At 52.5% G+C, this 17527-nt stretch carries 12 protein-coding genes and 3 pseudogenes; 13 read left to right on the plus strand and 2 right to left on the minus strand.

Translation table 11 applies throughout. From position 1 onward, the window contains the following. Positions 1–86: 86 nt before the first annotated feature. The 10 genes and pseudogenes from tssI (F384_RS11185) to F384_RS29865 all read left to right on the plus strand — a co-directional run. Positions 87–2258 (plus strand): type VI secretion system tip protein VgrG, encoded by a 2172-nt coding sequence (tssI, locus tag F384_RS11185; RefSeq protein WP_046481535.1) that lies wholly within the window; start codon positions 87–89, stop codon positions 2256–2258. A gap of 109 nt (positions 2259–2367) precedes the next feature. Beyond that, positions 2368–3165: a DUF4123 domain-containing protein gene (locus F384_RS11190; protein ID WP_226991645.1), complete on the plus strand. Its 798-nt coding sequence runs from the start codon at positions 2368–2370 to the stop codon at positions 3163–3165. Between the two features lie 54 nt (positions 3166–3219). Beyond that, positions 3220–3747: a DUF3304 domain-containing protein gene (locus tag F384_RS11195; RefSeq protein ID WP_046481538.1), complete on the plus strand. Its 528-nt coding sequence runs from the start codon at positions 3220–3222 to the stop codon at positions 3745–3747. Further along, positions 3744–5612: a phospholipase effector Tle1 domain-containing protein gene (locus F384_RS11200; protein ID WP_046481540.1), complete on the plus strand. Its 1869-nt coding sequence runs from the start codon at positions 3744–3746 to the stop codon at positions 5610–5612. The genes F384_RS11195 and F384_RS11200 overlap by 4 nt, the downstream gene beginning before the upstream one ends. Before the next feature lie 163 nt (positions 5613–5775). Continuing rightward, positions 5776–5986, plus strand: a pseudogene (locus F384_RS30765) (transposase); the annotation flags it as partial. Beyond that, positions 5975–6199 (plus strand): annotated as a pseudogene (locus F384_RS30770) (transposase); the annotation flags it as partial. The pseudogenes F384_RS30765 and F384_RS30770, both read left to right, overlap by 12 nt. Before the next feature lie 225 nt (positions 6200–6424). Continuing rightward, positions 6425–8545, plus strand: a complete 2121-nt coding sequence (tssI, locus tag F384_RS11210; protein WP_080949928.1) for a type VI secretion system tip protein VgrG — start codon at positions 6425–6427, stop codon at positions 8543–8545. A 53-nt stretch (positions 8546–8598) separates the two neighbouring features. After that, the gene (locus F384_RS11215; protein WP_162200242.1) at positions 8599–10959 is read left to right on the plus strand and encodes a hypothetical protein; all 2361 of its coding nucleotides are present in this window, start codon (positions 8599–8601) and stop codon (positions 10957–10959) included. Position 10960: 1 nt separating this feature from the next. After that, positions 10961–11884 carry a hypothetical protein gene (locus F384_RS11225; RefSeq protein WP_046481542.1) on the plus strand — a complete coding sequence of 308 codons (924 nt, stop codon included), beginning with the start codon at positions 10961–10963 and terminating at the stop codon, positions 11882–11884. Positions 11885–12109: 225 nt separating this feature from the next. Then, positions 12110–12205 (plus strand): annotated as a pseudogene (locus F384_RS29865) (lipid kinase YegS); the annotation flags it as partial. Positions 12206–12244: 39 nt separating this feature from the next. Here the strand turns inward: F384_RS29865 and fbaB are convergent. Next, the gene (fbaB, locus tag F384_RS11230) at positions 12245–13297 is read right to left on the minus strand and encodes a class I fructose-bisphosphate aldolase (RefSeq protein WP_046498076.1); all 1053 of its coding nucleotides are present in this window, start codon (positions 13295–13297) and stop codon (positions 12245–12247) included. A 250-nt stretch (positions 13298–13547) separates the two neighbouring features. On the opposite strand from fbaB, the gene F384_RS11235 reads away from it, so the two are divergent. The 3 genes from F384_RS11235 to F384_RS11245 are packed head-to-tail and all read left to right on the plus strand — an operon-like array spanning position 13548 to position 16782. Next, a complete protein-coding gene (locus F384_RS11235) occupies positions 13548–14819 on the plus strand; it encodes a nucleoside permease (protein WP_046481544.1) in 1272 nt (423 codons plus the stop codon). Beyond that, complete coding sequence (locus tag F384_RS11240) at positions 14816–15820, plus strand: ADP-ribosylglycohydrolase family protein (protein WP_046481546.1); 1005 nt, start codon at positions 14816–14818, stop codon at positions 15818–15820. The genes F384_RS11235 and F384_RS11240 overlap by 4 nt, the downstream gene beginning before the upstream one ends. Continuing rightward, the gene (locus F384_RS11245) at positions 15817–16782 is read left to right on the plus strand and encodes a PfkB family carbohydrate kinase (RefSeq protein ID WP_046481549.1); all 966 of its coding nucleotides are present in this window, start codon (positions 15817–15819) and stop codon (positions 16780–16782) included. The genes F384_RS11240 and F384_RS11245 overlap by 4 nt, the downstream gene beginning before the upstream one ends. Here the strand turns inward: F384_RS11245 and F384_RS11250 are convergent. Next, positions 16756–17502, minus strand: coding sequence for a GntR family transcriptional regulator (locus F384_RS11250; RefSeq protein ID WP_042318035.1), 747 nt, complete (start codon positions 17500–17502; stop codon positions 16756–16758). The two genes, F384_RS11245 and F384_RS11250, sit on opposite strands and share 27 nt — an antisense overlap. Between the last annotated feature and the right edge of the window lie 25 nt (positions 17503–17527).

The raw sequence follows: 17527 nt of genomic DNA on the forward strand, positions 1-17527 counted from the left end.
CCGGAATTACGCGATCGGCCTGCTTTCTCCTCCGTCACATTACCGGTTCCCATAAGATAAGTTTTATCTGTACCAGGGAGGTACCCGTGTCTTTAAAAGGACTGCGTTTTACACTGGAAGTTGACGGACTGATGGAAATGACCACCGCGGTGGTGGGCTTCCGTCTGGCTCAGCACTACTCAGCCCCCTTCCTGCTTAAGGTGGATATCGCCAGCGGCCTTCCTGACCTGGTGGCGACCGACTTTCTCGAAAAAAATGCCGTACTGACCATCTGGCAGGGCTCCGTGGCACAGCGTTACGTCAGCGGTATCATCAGTGAAGTCACCCCCGGTGAAAATAACCACTGGCAGATGCGCTACCACCTCACCATTGTCCCTCCCCTCTGGCGCGGTGCCCTGCGGCAGAACTTCCGCATCTTCCAGCAGCAGGATATCCGCGCCATTTCTGCCACCCTGTTGAACGAAAATGGCGTCACTGAATGGGCTCCGGTGTTTTATGAGCCGCATCCGGCACGCGAGTTCTGCGTCCAGTACGGTGAAACCGACCTCGCATTTCTGACGCGATTATGGTCAGAGGAAGGTATCTTCTTCTTTGACTGGCACGCGCCGGAAGGGCCGGAGCAAAAACTCGTGCTGTGCGACGATGTCGCCGGAGTGTCTCCGGCAGGAGAGATGCCGTTCAACCCGAACACCACAACAGAGGTCTCCACAGAATGCATCAGCCAGTTCCGCTATCAGGCGCAGATACGACCGTCTTCTGTAGAGACTCAGGACTACACCTTCAAGACTCCGGGCTGGCCGGGCTATTACAACCGCGACGGTGAGAGCCTGAACGGTCAGCTCACGCAGTATGAAATCTTCGATTATCCGGGACGCTTCAAGGACGAGCAGCACGGGCAGGCTTTTGCCCGCTATCAGATGGATGGATGGCGGAATAATGCAGAGACCGCGACAGGTTGCAGCAACTCACCGAAGCTGTGGCCGGGAAAACGCTTCACCCTGACCGCGCATCCTTCTGACACGCTGAACCGGGAATGGCAGGTGGTGAGCAGTGTCCTGACGGGCGGGCAGCCGCAGGCGCTGCACGGCAGTCAGGGCAAAGGCACCACAATGGACAATAATTTTCAGGTGATACCGGCGGACAGAACCTGGCGCGTCCCTCCCCTGCCCAAACCCTGCGTGGATGGTCCCCAGAGCGCCATCGTCACCGGCCCGGCGGGCGAGGAAATCTTCTGCGACGAGCATGGCCGGGTGCGGGTACGTTTTCACTGGGACCGTTACTGTCCGGGAAACGAGGACAGTTCGTGCTGGGTGCGGGTGTCGCAGGCATGGGCGGGAACCGGCTTCGGTAACCTGGCGATACCGCGCGTGGGCCAGGAGGTCATCGTGGACTTCCTCAACGGCGACCCGGACCAGCCGATAGTGATGGGCCGCACCTACCACCAGGATAACCGTTCACCGGGAAGTCTGCCGGGTACGAAGACGCAGATGACCATCCGGTCAAAAACCTACAAGGGCAGCGGGTTTAATGAACTGAAATTTGACGATGCGACCGGGAAAGAGCAGGTTTATCTCCATGCACAGAAGAACATGGATACGGAGGTGCTAAACAACCGCACCACCGATGTGAAAGTGGACCACACGGAAACCATCAGCAACAACCAGACGATAACGGTGGGACATGACCAGACCAGTACGGTGGCCCATGACCGGAGCATCACGGTGCGTCACGACCAGACGCTGAAGGTGACAAATAACCGGCGGGTGAACGTCAGTCACGATGACGGGCTGTACGTGGCGAATGACCGTAAGGTGACGGTGGACGGCAGACAGGAGCACAAAACCACTGGCGACCATATCAGCCTGGTGCAGGGCAAACACAGCCTTGAGGTGAAGGGCGACCTGGCGAGAAAAATTACGGGGGCGCTGGGGATAAAAGCACGGGATACCGTGGTACTGGAGAGCGGCGATAAAATCACTCTGAAAGTGGGCGCTTCATTTGTGGTGATACACGCGGGAGGCGTGGATATCACCGGCCCCAGAATCAACCTTAACGGCGGGGGAAGTCCGGGGACGCCGGTAGGGACGCTGCAACCGGCGGTGCTGAAGGCGTTGGTGGATGATGGCGATAGCGATGGTGGTAAGCCTGAACAGAATGATACGACGGGTGGGGAGCAGGAAAATCCGCTCGGGAAAATCTGTGTTGAGTGCTTACTGAATGCCATAAGCGCTGACGATGCTGTAGTAGAGGAAGTTTAACTAATGGGCATAGCAATATTACTTCAGATGGTTTCTGAAATAGCCGGGCATCCTGTCTGTGTATTGGTCGGAGATGAGGGGGTGCTGCGCTATGTCGTCAGAACTACAGTTGGTTAAACACTGGTTAAATCGCAATAAAAAACACAACGTTTTTGTTTTGTTTGAATCCGGCGCGCTCACTGACGAAATGCGCCAGTTGGTGATGAAGCATTATGAAGACAGATGTACTCCCTTGTATCACTTGCCGGAACTGAAGGCGGTGGCACCTTATGGCCCGTGGCTGGCGTGTATTGAAGAAGAAAAAGAACTGACCGACATACTCATCAAAAAGTTACCTGTGGCAGGCATTATTTTTTCTGAACTGCCGCTGTTGCATCTGGCTCCCCGACTTGCTATCGGATGCACGGCGAAAACACCGGACAAGCGTAAAGTCCTGCTGCGTTTTTATACCCCTCGCGTACTGAAAAAGCTGGCTGCCCGGTCTGACATGGGGTGGCACTCGTTGCTGTTCTCGCCGATTGAATCATGGTGGGTGCAGGAGGATTCACAATGGCAACGGTTGACTATACCGTTTTCAGAGGTAAGAGACTTTGTCGGCAGAGCGCTTACCCTTGACGAACCGTTGTGGCGAGAAATAGCGGGGAGAGAGGATGTATCGGTACTTTTAAGGGAGTGGCGGACGATGAAAGTCAGCAATCACTTTCCACCCTGCGCACAGCGGCACATGGTGGAAAAAGCATTGAGTAAGGCGCGGCAGGTTGGGCTGACGAATCCGCTGGACCAGAAAATTTATGCAATAAGCTATCTGAACGGCAAGAAAGACTATCTTGGGTCGGCAGAGTTTCAGACGGTGCTGGAAAGGGTAAAAAGAAATGAAATATCGCTGTCTGACCTCGGTTCGGAGTGATGTTCCTCGCTGATGTGTCTTTATCAACGAACTGGCAATAGGGAACTACGAATAATGGGATTTTTTAGCCGACTGGAACAGTTTGATCAAAAGCTCACGCGCGGGTACGCCCGCTGGGGCCGCTGGGTGTGGGGCGGTGTGATAGCGCTGCCGGTGCTCTGGTTTCTGTGGAGTGTGGGGATGTCGCTCTGGGGGCCGCCGTCAGGCGGAGTGATACTGGAGATCCACAGCGAGATTGACCGGCCTATTCGCGGATTTAGCGTTAACGGGATGGCGGGGGCGAATGCGTTTGCGCACGGCGGCGGGAAAACAACCTGCTGCGGTGATATCCGGGGTGAGGAAGCGGAGGTTATCTGGACGGTCGATTATACGCGAGCACAGTATGAAGCAGGCATCAGAACTGAAATACATCGTACCGTGATGCCTCTGCCAAAAAGAGAGCGCGGGCAGGACTTTCTGCATGTGCATTTTCTGCCTGGCGATAAGGTCCTGTTGGGCTGGAGTGAGGGGGCAGGGTCGCCGTATGAGGAACGTAAAGACTATTCGAAAAACAATGAGACTGGGCAGGAGGCGCAGCCATGATCGATGAATCGGCCATTTCGGCGGCCACGCGGGCGCAGCAGGCAGAAGACCATCATGTTGGTAACTGTGGACGGGTCTGGCATGTTGCTTTCTTTTTTGACGGCGTTGGACGCAATATTGATCAGGATGCGCCGGATCACCGCCTGAGCAATATCGCCCGTCTGTTCCGGGCATACCCGGATAAAGATAAAAACACATCTACAGTTTGTTTTAATGCTTTTTATTTCTCAGGAATGGGCACGCCTTATCATGATGATGCTGCTGAGAAAATTTATTCAGTAATGGATATCAGCCTGGGTAACCTTCTGGAGGATGTCAAAAAACTGCCAAAAGATACCGTATCGGATGCGGGAATGGATATTGCCAGAGGGAAAAAGTGGACGGATGTTTTGGGCAATGCCCTTGAATATCTCAATAATCCGCTGGAGTGGGCCAGGGGGGTGGGCAAGATGGCGCTTAGCGCGCTGGGGAAAGCCGGCATTGAATCCACGCCCTGGCTGCGGGATAACGAAGTCATGAGCGCCCATTTTATGACCGGCGAGCCTACCCGCCTTACAGCCGCGAAGCGACAGTTTAAGAAGTTTTATAAGGAAAATACGAAAGACAGCAATGTAACAATCAAAACCATTTCAGTTTCACTCTATGGTTTTGATCTGGGGGCCACGCTGGCGCGTAAATTTCTGGATCAATTTCTTAAGGAGATCTGCCAGAAGAATAAAGCGGGAAAATACCAGTATAAAAATGTGCCGGTTGACATCGTTTTTACCGGTCTTTTTGATTGCTCGCGCCATTCGCCTGCCAGCAGTAACAATGGACTGGACTATTTTTTTATGTGGCTGGGGATGCCCGGGAAAATGATCGGTTTGGTACTGGGCGATAAAGCTATCGATCAGGATTCACCGTTGCCGGATGCGGTGTGTAAAGCGCTGCATCTGGCGGCGGCTCATGAACGGCGTCCCTGGCGTGGTTTGTATCTGTTGGGCAATACGGCTGCAAAAAAAGCGGAAAGACATCAGGAGTTGCTGCTGCCTGGCTGTAGTGAAGATATCGGCGGAGGCCTGAAGCCAGACGAACAGAAGCCCAGCGCAGAGCTATGCCGGGTGGCGTTATACAATATGTACCACGCCGCGTGTCAGGCTGGCGTGCCGTTTCCTGATTTTGAAGATTTGCCGGTATTGTCAAAAACTATTGCCAGCTATTTTCTAATGAATGATGCCGTGCAGGGAATGCCGGTCACGGATTGGGTTAGCCGTTATCAAAAAGAGGTGAAGGAAAACACGTTCAGCGATACCGCACAGGAAAAACATCTGGATAATTACTTTCTCTGGCTGGGCGAACAGTACTACATGTACCAGTATGAGCGGGAGCGGCTGGATAAAGAATTGTCGCTGGCTCAGCGTGAACAGATCAGTGGCTACGGCCCGCTTGCCGGAACAGGGATTAATCCCAATACAAAAGCGGATGCGATAAAAGCGCAAATTTCCGAACTGGATTCACTCTGGGGCTGGCTGGATGAGGTAAAGCGTGTGGCGGTTGGTTTGCACAATGATTTCAGGGTAAGTCCGCGACCGAATGACCGGCGAATGGAACTACAGGAGGTGGCTTACAATGCGGCGGTTAATCGGGCAGAAACGTTTCTTACGTTTGCGCATGCCGCATATCATGACGAAAATATGCCGATGTCGTCGTCTTCTACGGCAAATACCCTGTATTCCTATTTTGTGCATGATATACAGAAAGTTGATTATGCTTCTTCTGTCTCCGAGGATTTTTTCCTCCGTCGCTCGGCGGAGCTGCCAGATGTGGATTCTGAATCATCGAACAATAAAAACGATGGCAAGAAACACAGCCGCAGGGATGATTGAAGGTTCTGAAATATACGGAGAACAACATTGCGGATCACTTTACGCGACCCGCAATGTTGTTCTCCGGAGTGATATCAGGAACGCTTTTTTTGAGCCTGTACACGAGATTGTGTAATTGCCTGATTTTGATATGTTCAATCCAACATCAAATGAAGGTTAATTTGTGGATGAAAAACAGTTGCAGGCTCTGGCCAATGAACTGGCCAAAAAATCTCAAAACCCCTGAAGATCTCAGCCAGTTCGATCGCCTGCTGAAGAAAATCAGCGTTGAGGCTGCTCTCAACGCTGAAATGACTCACTATCTCGGCTATGAGAAAAATCAGCCCAAATCCGGCACGAATTCCCGCAACGGTTACTCCGCCAAAACCGTTATCTACATCACAAACGCCATCGAGTCGCTGAACAGAGTGATCCGTGCGGCTGTCAAAAAGCGCAAAGTGTTCCCGACGGATGACCCGGTACGTAAAGTGGTCTATCTGGCAATACAGGCAGCATCGAAAAAATGGAGTATGCTGATCCAGAACTGGCGGCAGGCGATGAGTCGTTTTATTATCGAGTTCGGTGACCGCCTGAGCGATCTCCTTTAGCACGGTGGCAGTTACACAGAATTATTTACAGGCTCTCCCCTCTTTAGCTTTAACTGATTTCCCCCTTTCCTTGCACTCTCTCCTGGTGAAAATCGCATCATAACGATGCTTCATATCCTTTCTAAACGTTTTCCTATTTTTCAGTTAAACCAGGTTATCTCTCTCCGCATCCATCCTGAGCAGGCGTATGGTACTTTTCGGATGATATGTCACGGAGATAACTTCATGTCACTGCAGGGACTGCGTTTTACGCTGGAAGTTGACGGACTGATGGAAATGGCCACCGCGGTGGTGGGCTTTCGTCTGGCTCAGCATTACTCAGCCCCCTTTCTGCTTAAGGTGGATATCGCCAGCGGCCTTCCTGACCTGGTGGCGACCGACTTTCTCGAAAAAAATGCCGTACTGACCATCTGGCAGGGCTCCGTGGCACAGCGTTACGTCAGCGGTATCATCAGTGAAGTCACCCCCGGTGAAAATAACCACTGGCAGATGCGCTACCACCTCACCATTGTCCCTCCCCTCTGGCGCGGTGCCCTGCGGCAGAACTTCCGCATCTTCCAGCAGCAGGATATCCGGACTATCTCCTCCACCCTGCTCACTGAAAACGGCATCACTGAATGGACCCCGGTGTTTTATGAGCCGCATCCGGCACGCGAGTTCTGCGTCCAGTACGGTGAAACCGACCTCGCGTTCCTGACGCGCCTGTGGTCAGAGGAAGGTATCTTCTTTTTTGACTGGCACCCGCAGGAAGGGCCGGAGCAAAAACTCGTGCTGTGCGACGATGTCGCCGGGGTGCCGCGTTCGGGAGAGATGCCGTTTAACCCGAACACCACAACAGAGGTCTCCACAGAATGCATCAGCCAGTTCCGCTATCAGGCGCAGATACGACCGTCTTCCGTCGAGACTCAGGACTACACCTTCAAAACACCGGGCTGGCCGGGCTATTACAACCGCGACGGCGAAAACCTGAACGGTCAGCTCACGCAGTATGAAATCTTCGATTATCCGGGACGTTTCAAGGATGAGCAGCACGGGCAGGCTTTTGCCCGCTATCAGATGGACGGCTGGCGGCATAATGCAGAGACCGCGACAGGTTGCAGCAACTCCCCCCAGTTATGGCCGGGAAAACGTTTCACCCTGACCGGGCATCCTTCTGACACGCTGAACCGGGAATGGCAGGTGGTGAACAGCGTCCTGACGGGTGAGCAACCGCAGGCGCTGCACGGCAGTCAGGGCAAAGGCACCACGCTGTCTAACCGGTTCAGCGTCATTCCGGCAGACAGAACCTGGCGCGTCCCTCCCCTGCCCAAATCCTGCGTGGATGGTCCCCAGAGCGCCATCGTCACCGGCCCGGCGGGCGAGGAAATCTTCTGCGACGAGCATGGCCGGGTGCGGGTACGTTTTCACTGGGACCGTTACTGTCCGGGAAACGAGGACAGTTCGTGCTGGGTGCGGGTGTCGCAGGCATGGGCGGGAACCGGCTTCGGTAACCTGGCGATACCGCGCGTGGGCCAGGAGGTCATCGTGGACTTCCTCAACGGCGACCCGGACCAGCCGATAGTGATGGGCCGCACCTACCACCAGGATAACCGTTCACCGGGAAGTCTGCCGGGTACGAAGACGCAGATGACCATCCGGTCAAAAACCTACAAGGGCAGCGGGTTTAATGAACTGAAATTTGACGATGCGACCGGCAAGGAGCAGGTCTATATCCATGCACAGAAGAACATGGATACGGAGGTGCTGAACAACCGCTCCACCGGTGTGAAAGTGGACCATACCGAAACCATCGGCAATAACCAGGCGATAACGGTGGGACATGACCAGACCAGTACGGTGGCCCATGACCGGAGCATCACGGTACGTCACGACCAGACGCTGAAGGTGACGAATGACCGGCGGGTGAACGTCAGCCACGATGACGGTCTGTACGTGGCGAATGACCGTAAGGTGACGGTGGACGGCAGACAGGAGCACAAAACCACCGGCGACCATATCAGCCTGGTGCAGGGCAAACACAGCCTTGAGGTGAAGGGCGACCTGGCGAGAAAAATTACGGGGGCGCTGGGGATAAAAGCACGGGATACCGTGGTACTGGAGAGCGGCGATAAAATCACTCTGAAAGTGGGCGCTTCATTTGTGGTGATACACGCGGGAGGCGTGGATATCACCGGCCCCAGAATCAACCTTAACGGCGGGGGAAGTCCGGGGACGCCGGTAGGGACGCTGCAACCGGCGGTGCTGAAAGCGCTGATGGATGAGGATAATGGTAGTTCTGGAACCGAAAGTACGGAGCCACCACGAAAAAGCGTCCAGGACACCTTTAGTTCTCCTCCCCCCCCGTAAAGACATGGTACCGCCACAACGGCGCGGAAGATTTTCACGATAAAGGACTGAACATGAAAATAAGTTACCCCATCAGGGATACAGACGGAAAAGACTTCGCCACACTGGATGAGCTAATGCGTCTGGTTGACGGAGAAGCACACGGAACCTGGCTGCTGGGCGTTAACGGACTGTGGCACGGTGCTATACATATCAGTGACGTCTCTAATCCTTTCTCCGCCCTGAACCCGGATGCTTCCAGTACCGGAGACCCGGTTCCCCTTCAGTTTATGGCCGACGGCACCATTGCAGCTTACCGGATTAACAATGATTACCTGACCGCACCTTACAACGGGCAGTCGCTCCGCTACAGCAGCACGTTTATCCTGGTGAAATCGCAGTGTCAGCCTGACCCGCAAAAAGAAAAAAGCTGGCTGGAGTTTTACAGCCTGTATATGCATCTGGCTCCGGTAAAAGATTACCCCCTTTCCCCCTGTTATAAAATCAAAGCCGGACACAGCGGCATCGGGCTGCGCAAATATGTCAACGGGCAAAATGGTCTTCCCGACGGTCAGGAAAGCGGGGATCCTGTCACGTATCAGGCACCGCCGATAACCAGCAAAAGCCTTAACGCGGGAGATCGTTTTGTCTCATCACGCACCGGACGTTTTTATGTGACGAAAAACCATCAGACGACCCTGATGACGTTCGGGCTGGTTCATCTGCTTAAAGAGGACTCGGTGGAAAATGACCCGTACTGGGTCACGCTGGACCTGGCACTGGTGGAATCTGATGGCGATATACAGGCTCTGATGCCCGTGTGGATGCAGAAGGCGAAAGCAAAAGGCGTTTTTGATTCAGTGGTTCCGGGGGGCGAAACGGAGGAATGGAAGGTCAGCGCCGGAACACCGGTCGGATTTATGGGGTGCATGGAATCTCCCGGTGAGGGAAGCGGTCAGGTCGACCGTGAATGGTTTGTCCATCTTGAGGTACTGAGCGCCGACCCGAATATGCCGGTGTTTTTATCCAACCCGGAAGGGGTAAAAGGAGAACAACGGACCATTCTGGCGCCAAAAGGAAAAATGTTATACACCCGTCAGGCCTCACCGGAATACCCGGCATTCACTGCCACTTCGGCCACGCTGAACGCCCGCTGTGTGCTTGCGCGGGAAACCACAACACCGGTCACCGATGAATCAGAACAGTGGTGGTATAACATCACAGGGAACGGCTGGTTACCACAGAGTGACGTTGAAGAGGTGAATCAGTACGATTTACTGAAACTGGGTTTTCAGCCGCTGGAGGAGAACAGCAGCGGCGATATGGTCTACAGCCCGTATGAAAGCTGGGTGCCGGAAGCGTTTGGCTCAATAAGCCGCTCAGCGGAACAGGGAGATGACTGGCTGTACGAACAGGTGCCGCCCTTTTACCGGGAGCTGATGGCCGAAATGGACAGTGACGGGGACGGAAAAGTCACGGAAGAAGAAATCCGGCAGGCACTGGTGGTGCGTGACCCGCTGGTAAGGGATGTGGTAAACCGGCTGACAGTGAAACATCACAGCGAGTGGTTCGGCGGTCGTTCGACGGGGCGGTGGGAAGGATTTTACGAAGATATGGACCCGGAAGAAGTGAAATACTGCGAGAAATGGCAGGCGGACCTGGAGTGGATGAGTCAGGTACCGCCGTTTGATAAGGATGAGGCCGTGTGGCATTTTCATCCGGTGGTGTTTTTGGATGTATTCAGGGAGATTGAAGAATTAATTAACGTTGAATATTTCCTTACAATATACACTGAAGAACATATGTCATTCGGACCTGTAACCTCTGCAAGACTATCTATAAAATCAAAAGAAAATTTAAAAAAACTATTAGAAAACATAAATATATATTTTAGGGACATTAAAGATTACAAACCCAACTTATACAAGCTTGCTTATATGCTTGCTACTGCAAGACATGAAAGTTATGATTTTACCGCTGGGGAATATTTTAGCGAAGGGGCTGAAATTGGGAGCGTTAGCTATTTCAATAAATATGATCCTGTGCTAGCCAACACTCAAAATAAAAGAGATAAAGCCATAGCCAATGGAAATACAAATCAAGGCGATGGTTATAAATATCGTGGCCGAGGATGCGTTCATCTGACATGGAAAATAAACTACCAGAAAGCATCAGACAAATTTGGAGATGATTTTGTAAATCAACCAGATCTGGCTGGTGATTTTCAATACGCAGTGCCAATTATGGTATGGGGAATGGAGGAAGGGGTTTTTACAGGAAATAAAATATCCTCGTACATCAATAATAGTGAAGTGCAATATAGAGATGCCAGAAAGGTTATTAACGGAAGCGACCAAAAAGAACTAATAGCTTCTTACGCCGAAAAATTTCAGCATATTTTAGAAAAAACATCATCCGCTCCTAAGGATTTTTAACATGATAAGATATTCATTCATACTCTCAATTATGTTCTCCTTCACTTTCTCCACTTATGGTAATGGCATTATTTATGGTTATGATGATGTCAATAATGAAATATACGCTAAAATTGGTGGTGACATAAAAAAAATGAAATTCGAGACTAATTACACAAATAACCCCTCCTATTCCTTTGATTTTTTTTCAGATGTACCAGCAATTGTTACAGATGGACGATCGTTACATGATTTTACTTCTTACGCAACACTTATTTACAGAAATGAAAAATTCTATATTGATTGCTTCTATTATAATATTAAAAGTAAACAAAATGGCATATTAGCTAAAGAAGGTAAGTGTGGATTAAATTACCCAGCACCTCAAAATTATGCTGAGTATATAGAAATGGAAATAACCAGCATTGAAACAAACATGGACTCACTGGACACGTCATTAGTCATTAATGGAAAAATGAAATATCTCCCCGTAATAATTCGTCACAATGCAGATGGGTTATTTTATAAGCTATATGATACTAAACAATCATTTTTAAATGACAACTACGCTATTTTGCACATGAAAAAAAATGGTGACTGCGACGTATATAATGATAGTCCATGGGTGGTAGGCAATAATACAACATCATCGCAATTTGACATCATGACTGAAAAATATAAAGATGGGAAAATTATCTTAACCAAAGCATCACCGAAAAGTTCAGATATCAACATGTGTCTTTTATACCCCGCAATCAGTGTTAAATCAGAAAAGTCATTTTTTTATGATGAATCATTCAAAATGAAAAAATCATATTTAATTAAAGGTGATAAAATTAATTTGCATTCAATTAGTAGCAATGGTAAATGGTGTAGAGTTGACTATATTAACAGCAAAAATAAAATCATTAATGGAAATGTACCATGCGTCGACTTAACTATATGAACATCACTGGTAATCAGCAAAAATAACACAGAGGCATATCATCACGACAACATCGATTAAATACAGTTGAAATATAAGGGAGTATATTTATTATATGGGTTTAAATCATTTATCCGCCCTGAACCCAGATGCGTCCGACTCCGGATAGCCGGTGTTTTTATTCAACCCGGAAGGAGTGAAAGGTGAAAAACGGACCGTTCTGGTGCCAAAAAGGAAAACGAATGAGACGGTGAACCGCTCAGCGGTCAACAATGTCACATTGAACTCCTGTCCAACGCGTTGCGCTGCCGCCTGCCGCCAGATTACCCTTTATTTCGTTGAAGTCATTCCTCTCCCGCAGCGAGAGAGGAATGAGTGACATCAGGCAATCGTCACTTTGCTGTCGAGATAGACGTCCTGCACAGCGTTGATCAGTTTCACGCCGTCAGCCATCGATTTCTTGAAGGCTTTGCGACCGAGGATCAGCCCCATGCCGCCCGCGCGTTTGTTGATAACCGCGGTTCGCACTGCGTCGCTCAGATCGGTCTCTCCGCCCGCCGCGCCGCCGGAGTTAATCAACCCCGCGCGCCCCATATAGCAATTTGCTAGTTGGTAACGGACCAGATCGATCGGGTTCTCCGTGGTCAGTTTGCTGTAGACGCGATCGTCGGTATAGCCATAGTTCACGGCTTTGTATCCGCCGTTATTTTCCGCCATTTTCTGTTTGACGATATCCGCGCCAATGGTTGCCGCCAGATGGTTTGCCTGCCCGGTTAAATCGGCGGAGACGTGGTAGTCGACGCCATCCTTTTTAAAGGCGGAGTTTCGCAGATAGGCCCACAGCACGGTGACCATACCCAGCTCATGCGCCCGTTCAAAGGCGGCGGAAATCTCTTCAATTTGCCGGCGTGACTCTTCTGAACCAAAGTAGATGGTTGCGCCTACGGCCACCGCCCCCAGATTGAACGCCTGCTCCACGCTGGCGTACAGCGTCTGGTCGAAGGTATTCGGATAGCTGAGCGTTTCGTTATGGTTAAGTTTCACCAGAAACGGAATGCGATGCGCGTAACGGCGCGATACGGAAGCCAGCACGCCATAGGTCGAAGCCACGCAGTTACATCCGGCTTCGATCGCCAGTTCGACAATGTTTTTCGGGTCGAAATAGAGCGGGTTGGCGGCAAACGAGGCACCAGCCGAGTGTTCCACACCCTGATCGACCGGTAAAATCGACAGATAACCCGTTTTCCCCAGACGCCCGGTGTTATACAACGTCTGCATGTTACGCAGTACCGCAGGCGGGCGATTGTTATCCACCATCACGCGGTCGACGTAGTCATGTCCGGGCAGATAGAGTTGGTCGGAGGGTATGGTCATGCAACGATGCTGTAAGAGGCTGTCGGCGTCTTTGCCAAGCAACTGCGCAATATCAGTCATAGCTATGCTCCCGTAAGTTCCGAATGCGTCGGAATGTGAATTGTCCTGACCCGCGTTTTGCGGGCAGCCATAAGTCTGGTACTGACCGGCCATTTTTTCCATCTTTCGGGCATTTTTCAGCGTTATCCGCTGGCACGATTCACTGACAAAAAAGTGTTAAGACGGTCAAGGTTTCGCCTCAAAGGTATTTAAAAGGTATTATTAAATGGTACTGTCATGACGTACCTTACCTGTCATGAAGGATTTAAAGATGAAAACTACAGTGAAGCTGTCGTTCATGATGTTCGTTGAATGGTTTATCTGGGGAGCCTGGTTTGTTCCACTCTGGCTCTGGTTGAGTAAAAGTGGTTTTACCGCCGGTGAGATTGGCTGGTCTTATGCCTGTACCGCAATCGCCGCGATCCTGTCGCCGATCCTCGTGGGCTCGTTGACTGACCGATTTTTCTCGGCGCAAAAGGTGCTGGCAGTACTGATGTTCGCCGGTGCGGTGCTGATGTATTTTGCCGCTCAGCAGACGACGTTCGGTGGATTCTTCCCGCTGCTGCTGGCCTACTCGCTGACCTATATGCCGACCATCGCGCTGACCAACAGCATCGCGTTTGCCAACGTGCCGGACGTGGAGCGCGACTTCCCGCGCATCCGCGTGATGGGCACCATCGGCTGGATTGCCTCCGGTCTCGCCTGTGGATTCCTGCCGCAAATGCTGGGTTATAACGACATCTCGCCAACCAACATCCCGCTGCTGGTGACGGCTGCAAGCTCAGCGCTCCTGGGCGTGTTTGCCTTCTTCCTGCCGGATACGCCGCCGAAAAGCACCGGCAAGATGGACTTCAAGGTCATGCTGGGTCTGGATGCGATTACCCTGCTGCGTGATAAAAACTTCCTCGTCTTTTTCTTCTGCTCGTTCCTGTTCGCGATGCCGCTGGCGTTCTATTACATCTTCGCCAATGGATATCTGACGGAAGTGGGGATGAAAAATGCCACCGGCTGGATGACCCTCGGTCAGTTCTCCGAAATCTTCTTTATGCTGGCACTGCCCTTCTTTACCAAGCGCTTTGGTATTAAAAAGGTATTGTTACTTGGTCTTATCACTGCCGCGATCCGCTATGGCTTCTTTATCTATGGCAGCGCAGACGAATACTTCACCTATGCCCTGCTGTTCCTCGGTATTTTGCTGCACGGCGTGAGCTATGACTTCTACTACGTGACGGCGTATATCTACGTCGATAAAAAAGCGCCGGTGCACATGCGTACCGCCGCACAAGGGTTGATTACACTCTGCTGTCAGGGATTCGGCAGCCTGCTGGGCTACCGTCTCGGTGGCGTAATGATGGAAAAAATGTTTGCCTATCCGGAACCGGTCAACGGTCTCACCTTCAACTGGGCAGGCATGTGGACATTCGGCGCAGTGATGATCGCCGTGATTGCCGTACTGTTTATGATTTTCTTTCGCGAATCGGACAAAGAAATTACCGCTATTGAGGTTCGCGAGACTGCGTTGACACAAGGGGAAGTAAAATGAAAGCAGAACGTATTCTCGGTGCTCTTTACGGGCAGGCGTTAGGGGATGCGATGGGTATGCCGTCAGAACTGTGGCCCAGAGCCCGCGTTAAAGCGCACTTTGGCTGGATTGACCGCTTTCTGCCGGGCCCGCAAGAGAACAATGCGGCCTGCTATTTTGGCCGCGCAGAATTTACCGACGATACGTCAATGGCGCTCTGTCTGGCGGATGCCCTGCTGGCGCGCGACGGCGAGATAGACCCGGACCTGATTGGCCGTAACATTCTCGACTGGGCGCTGCGCTTTGACGCCTTCAACAAAAACGTCCTCGGCCCGACGTCGAAAATCGCCCTGAACGCCATTCGCGACGGGAAACCGGTGGCGGAACTGGAGAACAACGGCGTCACCAACGGTGCAGCCATGCGCGTGTCGCCGTTGGGATGCCTGCTGCCAGCGCGCGATCTGGATGCGTTTATCGACGATGTCGCGCTGGCCTCCAGCCCGACGCACAAATCGGATCTGGCTATCGCCGGTGCGGTCGTGGTGGCATGGGCGATTTCACGGGCGATCGAGGGCGAGTCCTGGGCGGCGATCGTTGACTCACTTCCCGCCATCGCGTTGCACGCGCAACAGAAGCGGATCACCACCTTTAGCGCGTCGCTCTGTGCACGTCTGGAGATGGCGCTAAAAATTGTGCGTAATGCAGACGGTGCCGAAGCGGCCAGCGAACAGCTGTATCAGGTGATCGGTGCGGGAACCAGCACGATCGAATCGGTGGCCTGCGCCATTGCGATGGTCGAACTGGCGAAAACGGATCCCAATAGTTGCGCTATCCTGTGCGCGAATCTCGGTGGCGACACCGATACCATTGGAGCAATGGCGACGGCCATTTGCGGCGCGTTGCAGGGCGTCAGCGCCATTAATCCGGCATGGAAACAGGAGCTGGATACGGTCAATCAGCTCGATTTCAACCGCTATGCTACGGCGCTTGCACGTCTGCGCCAACGTCGGGAGGCGTCATGAACGCATCACGTTTAGCCGACCTGCTGCCAGGTTTAACGACTCACCAGCCGGTCACGGTCATCGGCGCGGCGGTTATCGATGTCATTGCCGATGCGTATGCCCTTCCCTGGCGCGGCTGCGACATTGAACTGAAGCAGCAAGGCGTTAACGTTGGCGGTTGCGCACTGAACATCGCCGTCGCGCTGAAACGGCTGGGTATTGATGCCGGTAACGCCCTGCCGCTGGGCCAGGGCGTGTGGGCAGATATCATTCGTAACCGGATGGCGAAAGAAGGGTTACACAGCCTCATCGAGACCACAGAAGGTGACAACGGCTGGTGCCTGGCGCTGGTCGAGCCGGATGGCGAACGCACGTTCATGTCATTCAGCGGCGTTGAGAACCAGTGGAATGCCGACTGGCTGGCTCAGCTCACCGTCCCGCGTAATAGCCTGATTTATCTCTCGGGCTATCAGTTGGCCTCACCCTGCGGCGAACTGCTGGTGCAGTGGCTGGAAAGTCTGGATCAGATGATGCCGTTTATCGATTTTGGTCCGCGCATTGGCGATATCCCAGATGCGCTAATGGCGCGCATTCTGGCTTGTCGTCCGTTGGTGTCGCTCAATCGTCAGGAAGCTGAAATCGCGGCCCAACGATTTGGTCTGAGCCAGGATGTGGAAGTTCTGGGCGCGCAATGGGTGACGCGATTTGCGGCACCGTTGATCGTTCGCCATGACAAAGAGGGTGCCTGGTTTTTCAGCGCGCAATCCTCCGGATGTGTACCTGCCTTCCCGACAACGGTCGTTGATACGATTGGCGCGGGCGACAGTCACGCGGGGGGAATGCTGGCCGGGTTGGCGTCGGACTGGTCGCTGGCGGACGCGGTGCTGCTCGGCAACGCCGTGGCCTCCTGGGTGGTTGGACATCGCGGCGGTGACTGTGCGCCGTTTCGCGAGGAGTTACTCCTCGCACACAAAAACGTATAGATCGCTTCGACAGTAGCTGATGCTGTACTCGATGGGGCGCTGCTGTTGGTCAAGCGCCACTTGCTTTATCACCAGCACCGGCACTTTGCTGTCCATCTGGATATGCGACTGGAACTCGGCATCCGGCATCTTTGCGCTCACCCGCGAGCGGGTACGCTGCGGGTGGATGTGCTGACTACGGAAATAGTCGTACAGCGAGATACCAATCTCATCGGCATCATGAATGAGATGCGCGGGCACCCACGACTCTTCGATAGACACGGCATCTTCATCAACGTAGCGAATGCGCTTAAGCAGGAACACATCACTGCCGGCGGCAATCGCCAGCTGTTGCGCCACCTCTTCCGGACACTTCACAACTCGCTTGTTGACCCATAAGGTGTCCGGTTTTTTCCCCCGCAGGACAACCTGCTGAGAAAAACCGCGCGCCTCTTTCAGCGAATACTCAAAGATATTGTTGATCTGCGTACCATAGCCGCGCGCACGCGTCACCACGCCCTCTTCTTCCAGCGCCTGCATCGCTTTACGCACCGTGATGCGTGAGACGCCGGTCAACTGGCTGAGATCTCGCTCGCCGGGCAAAATATTGCCATGCTCAAGCACTCCACTACGCACAGCATTTTTTACCGTCTCGGCAAACTTAATATACAGCGGCGTATTATCCACCGCTGAAATACGTTCGTTCAGTTGCGCGATAAGTTGAGTATGCGCTTGTTCCATGAGTCTTTTTCCTGACAACCAGTCT

Source organism: Citrobacter amalonaticus Y19, assembly GCF_000981805.1.
Taxonomy (GTDB): domain Bacteria; phylum Pseudomonadota; class Gammaproteobacteria; order Enterobacterales; family Enterobacteriaceae; genus Citrobacter_A; species Citrobacter_A amalonaticus_C.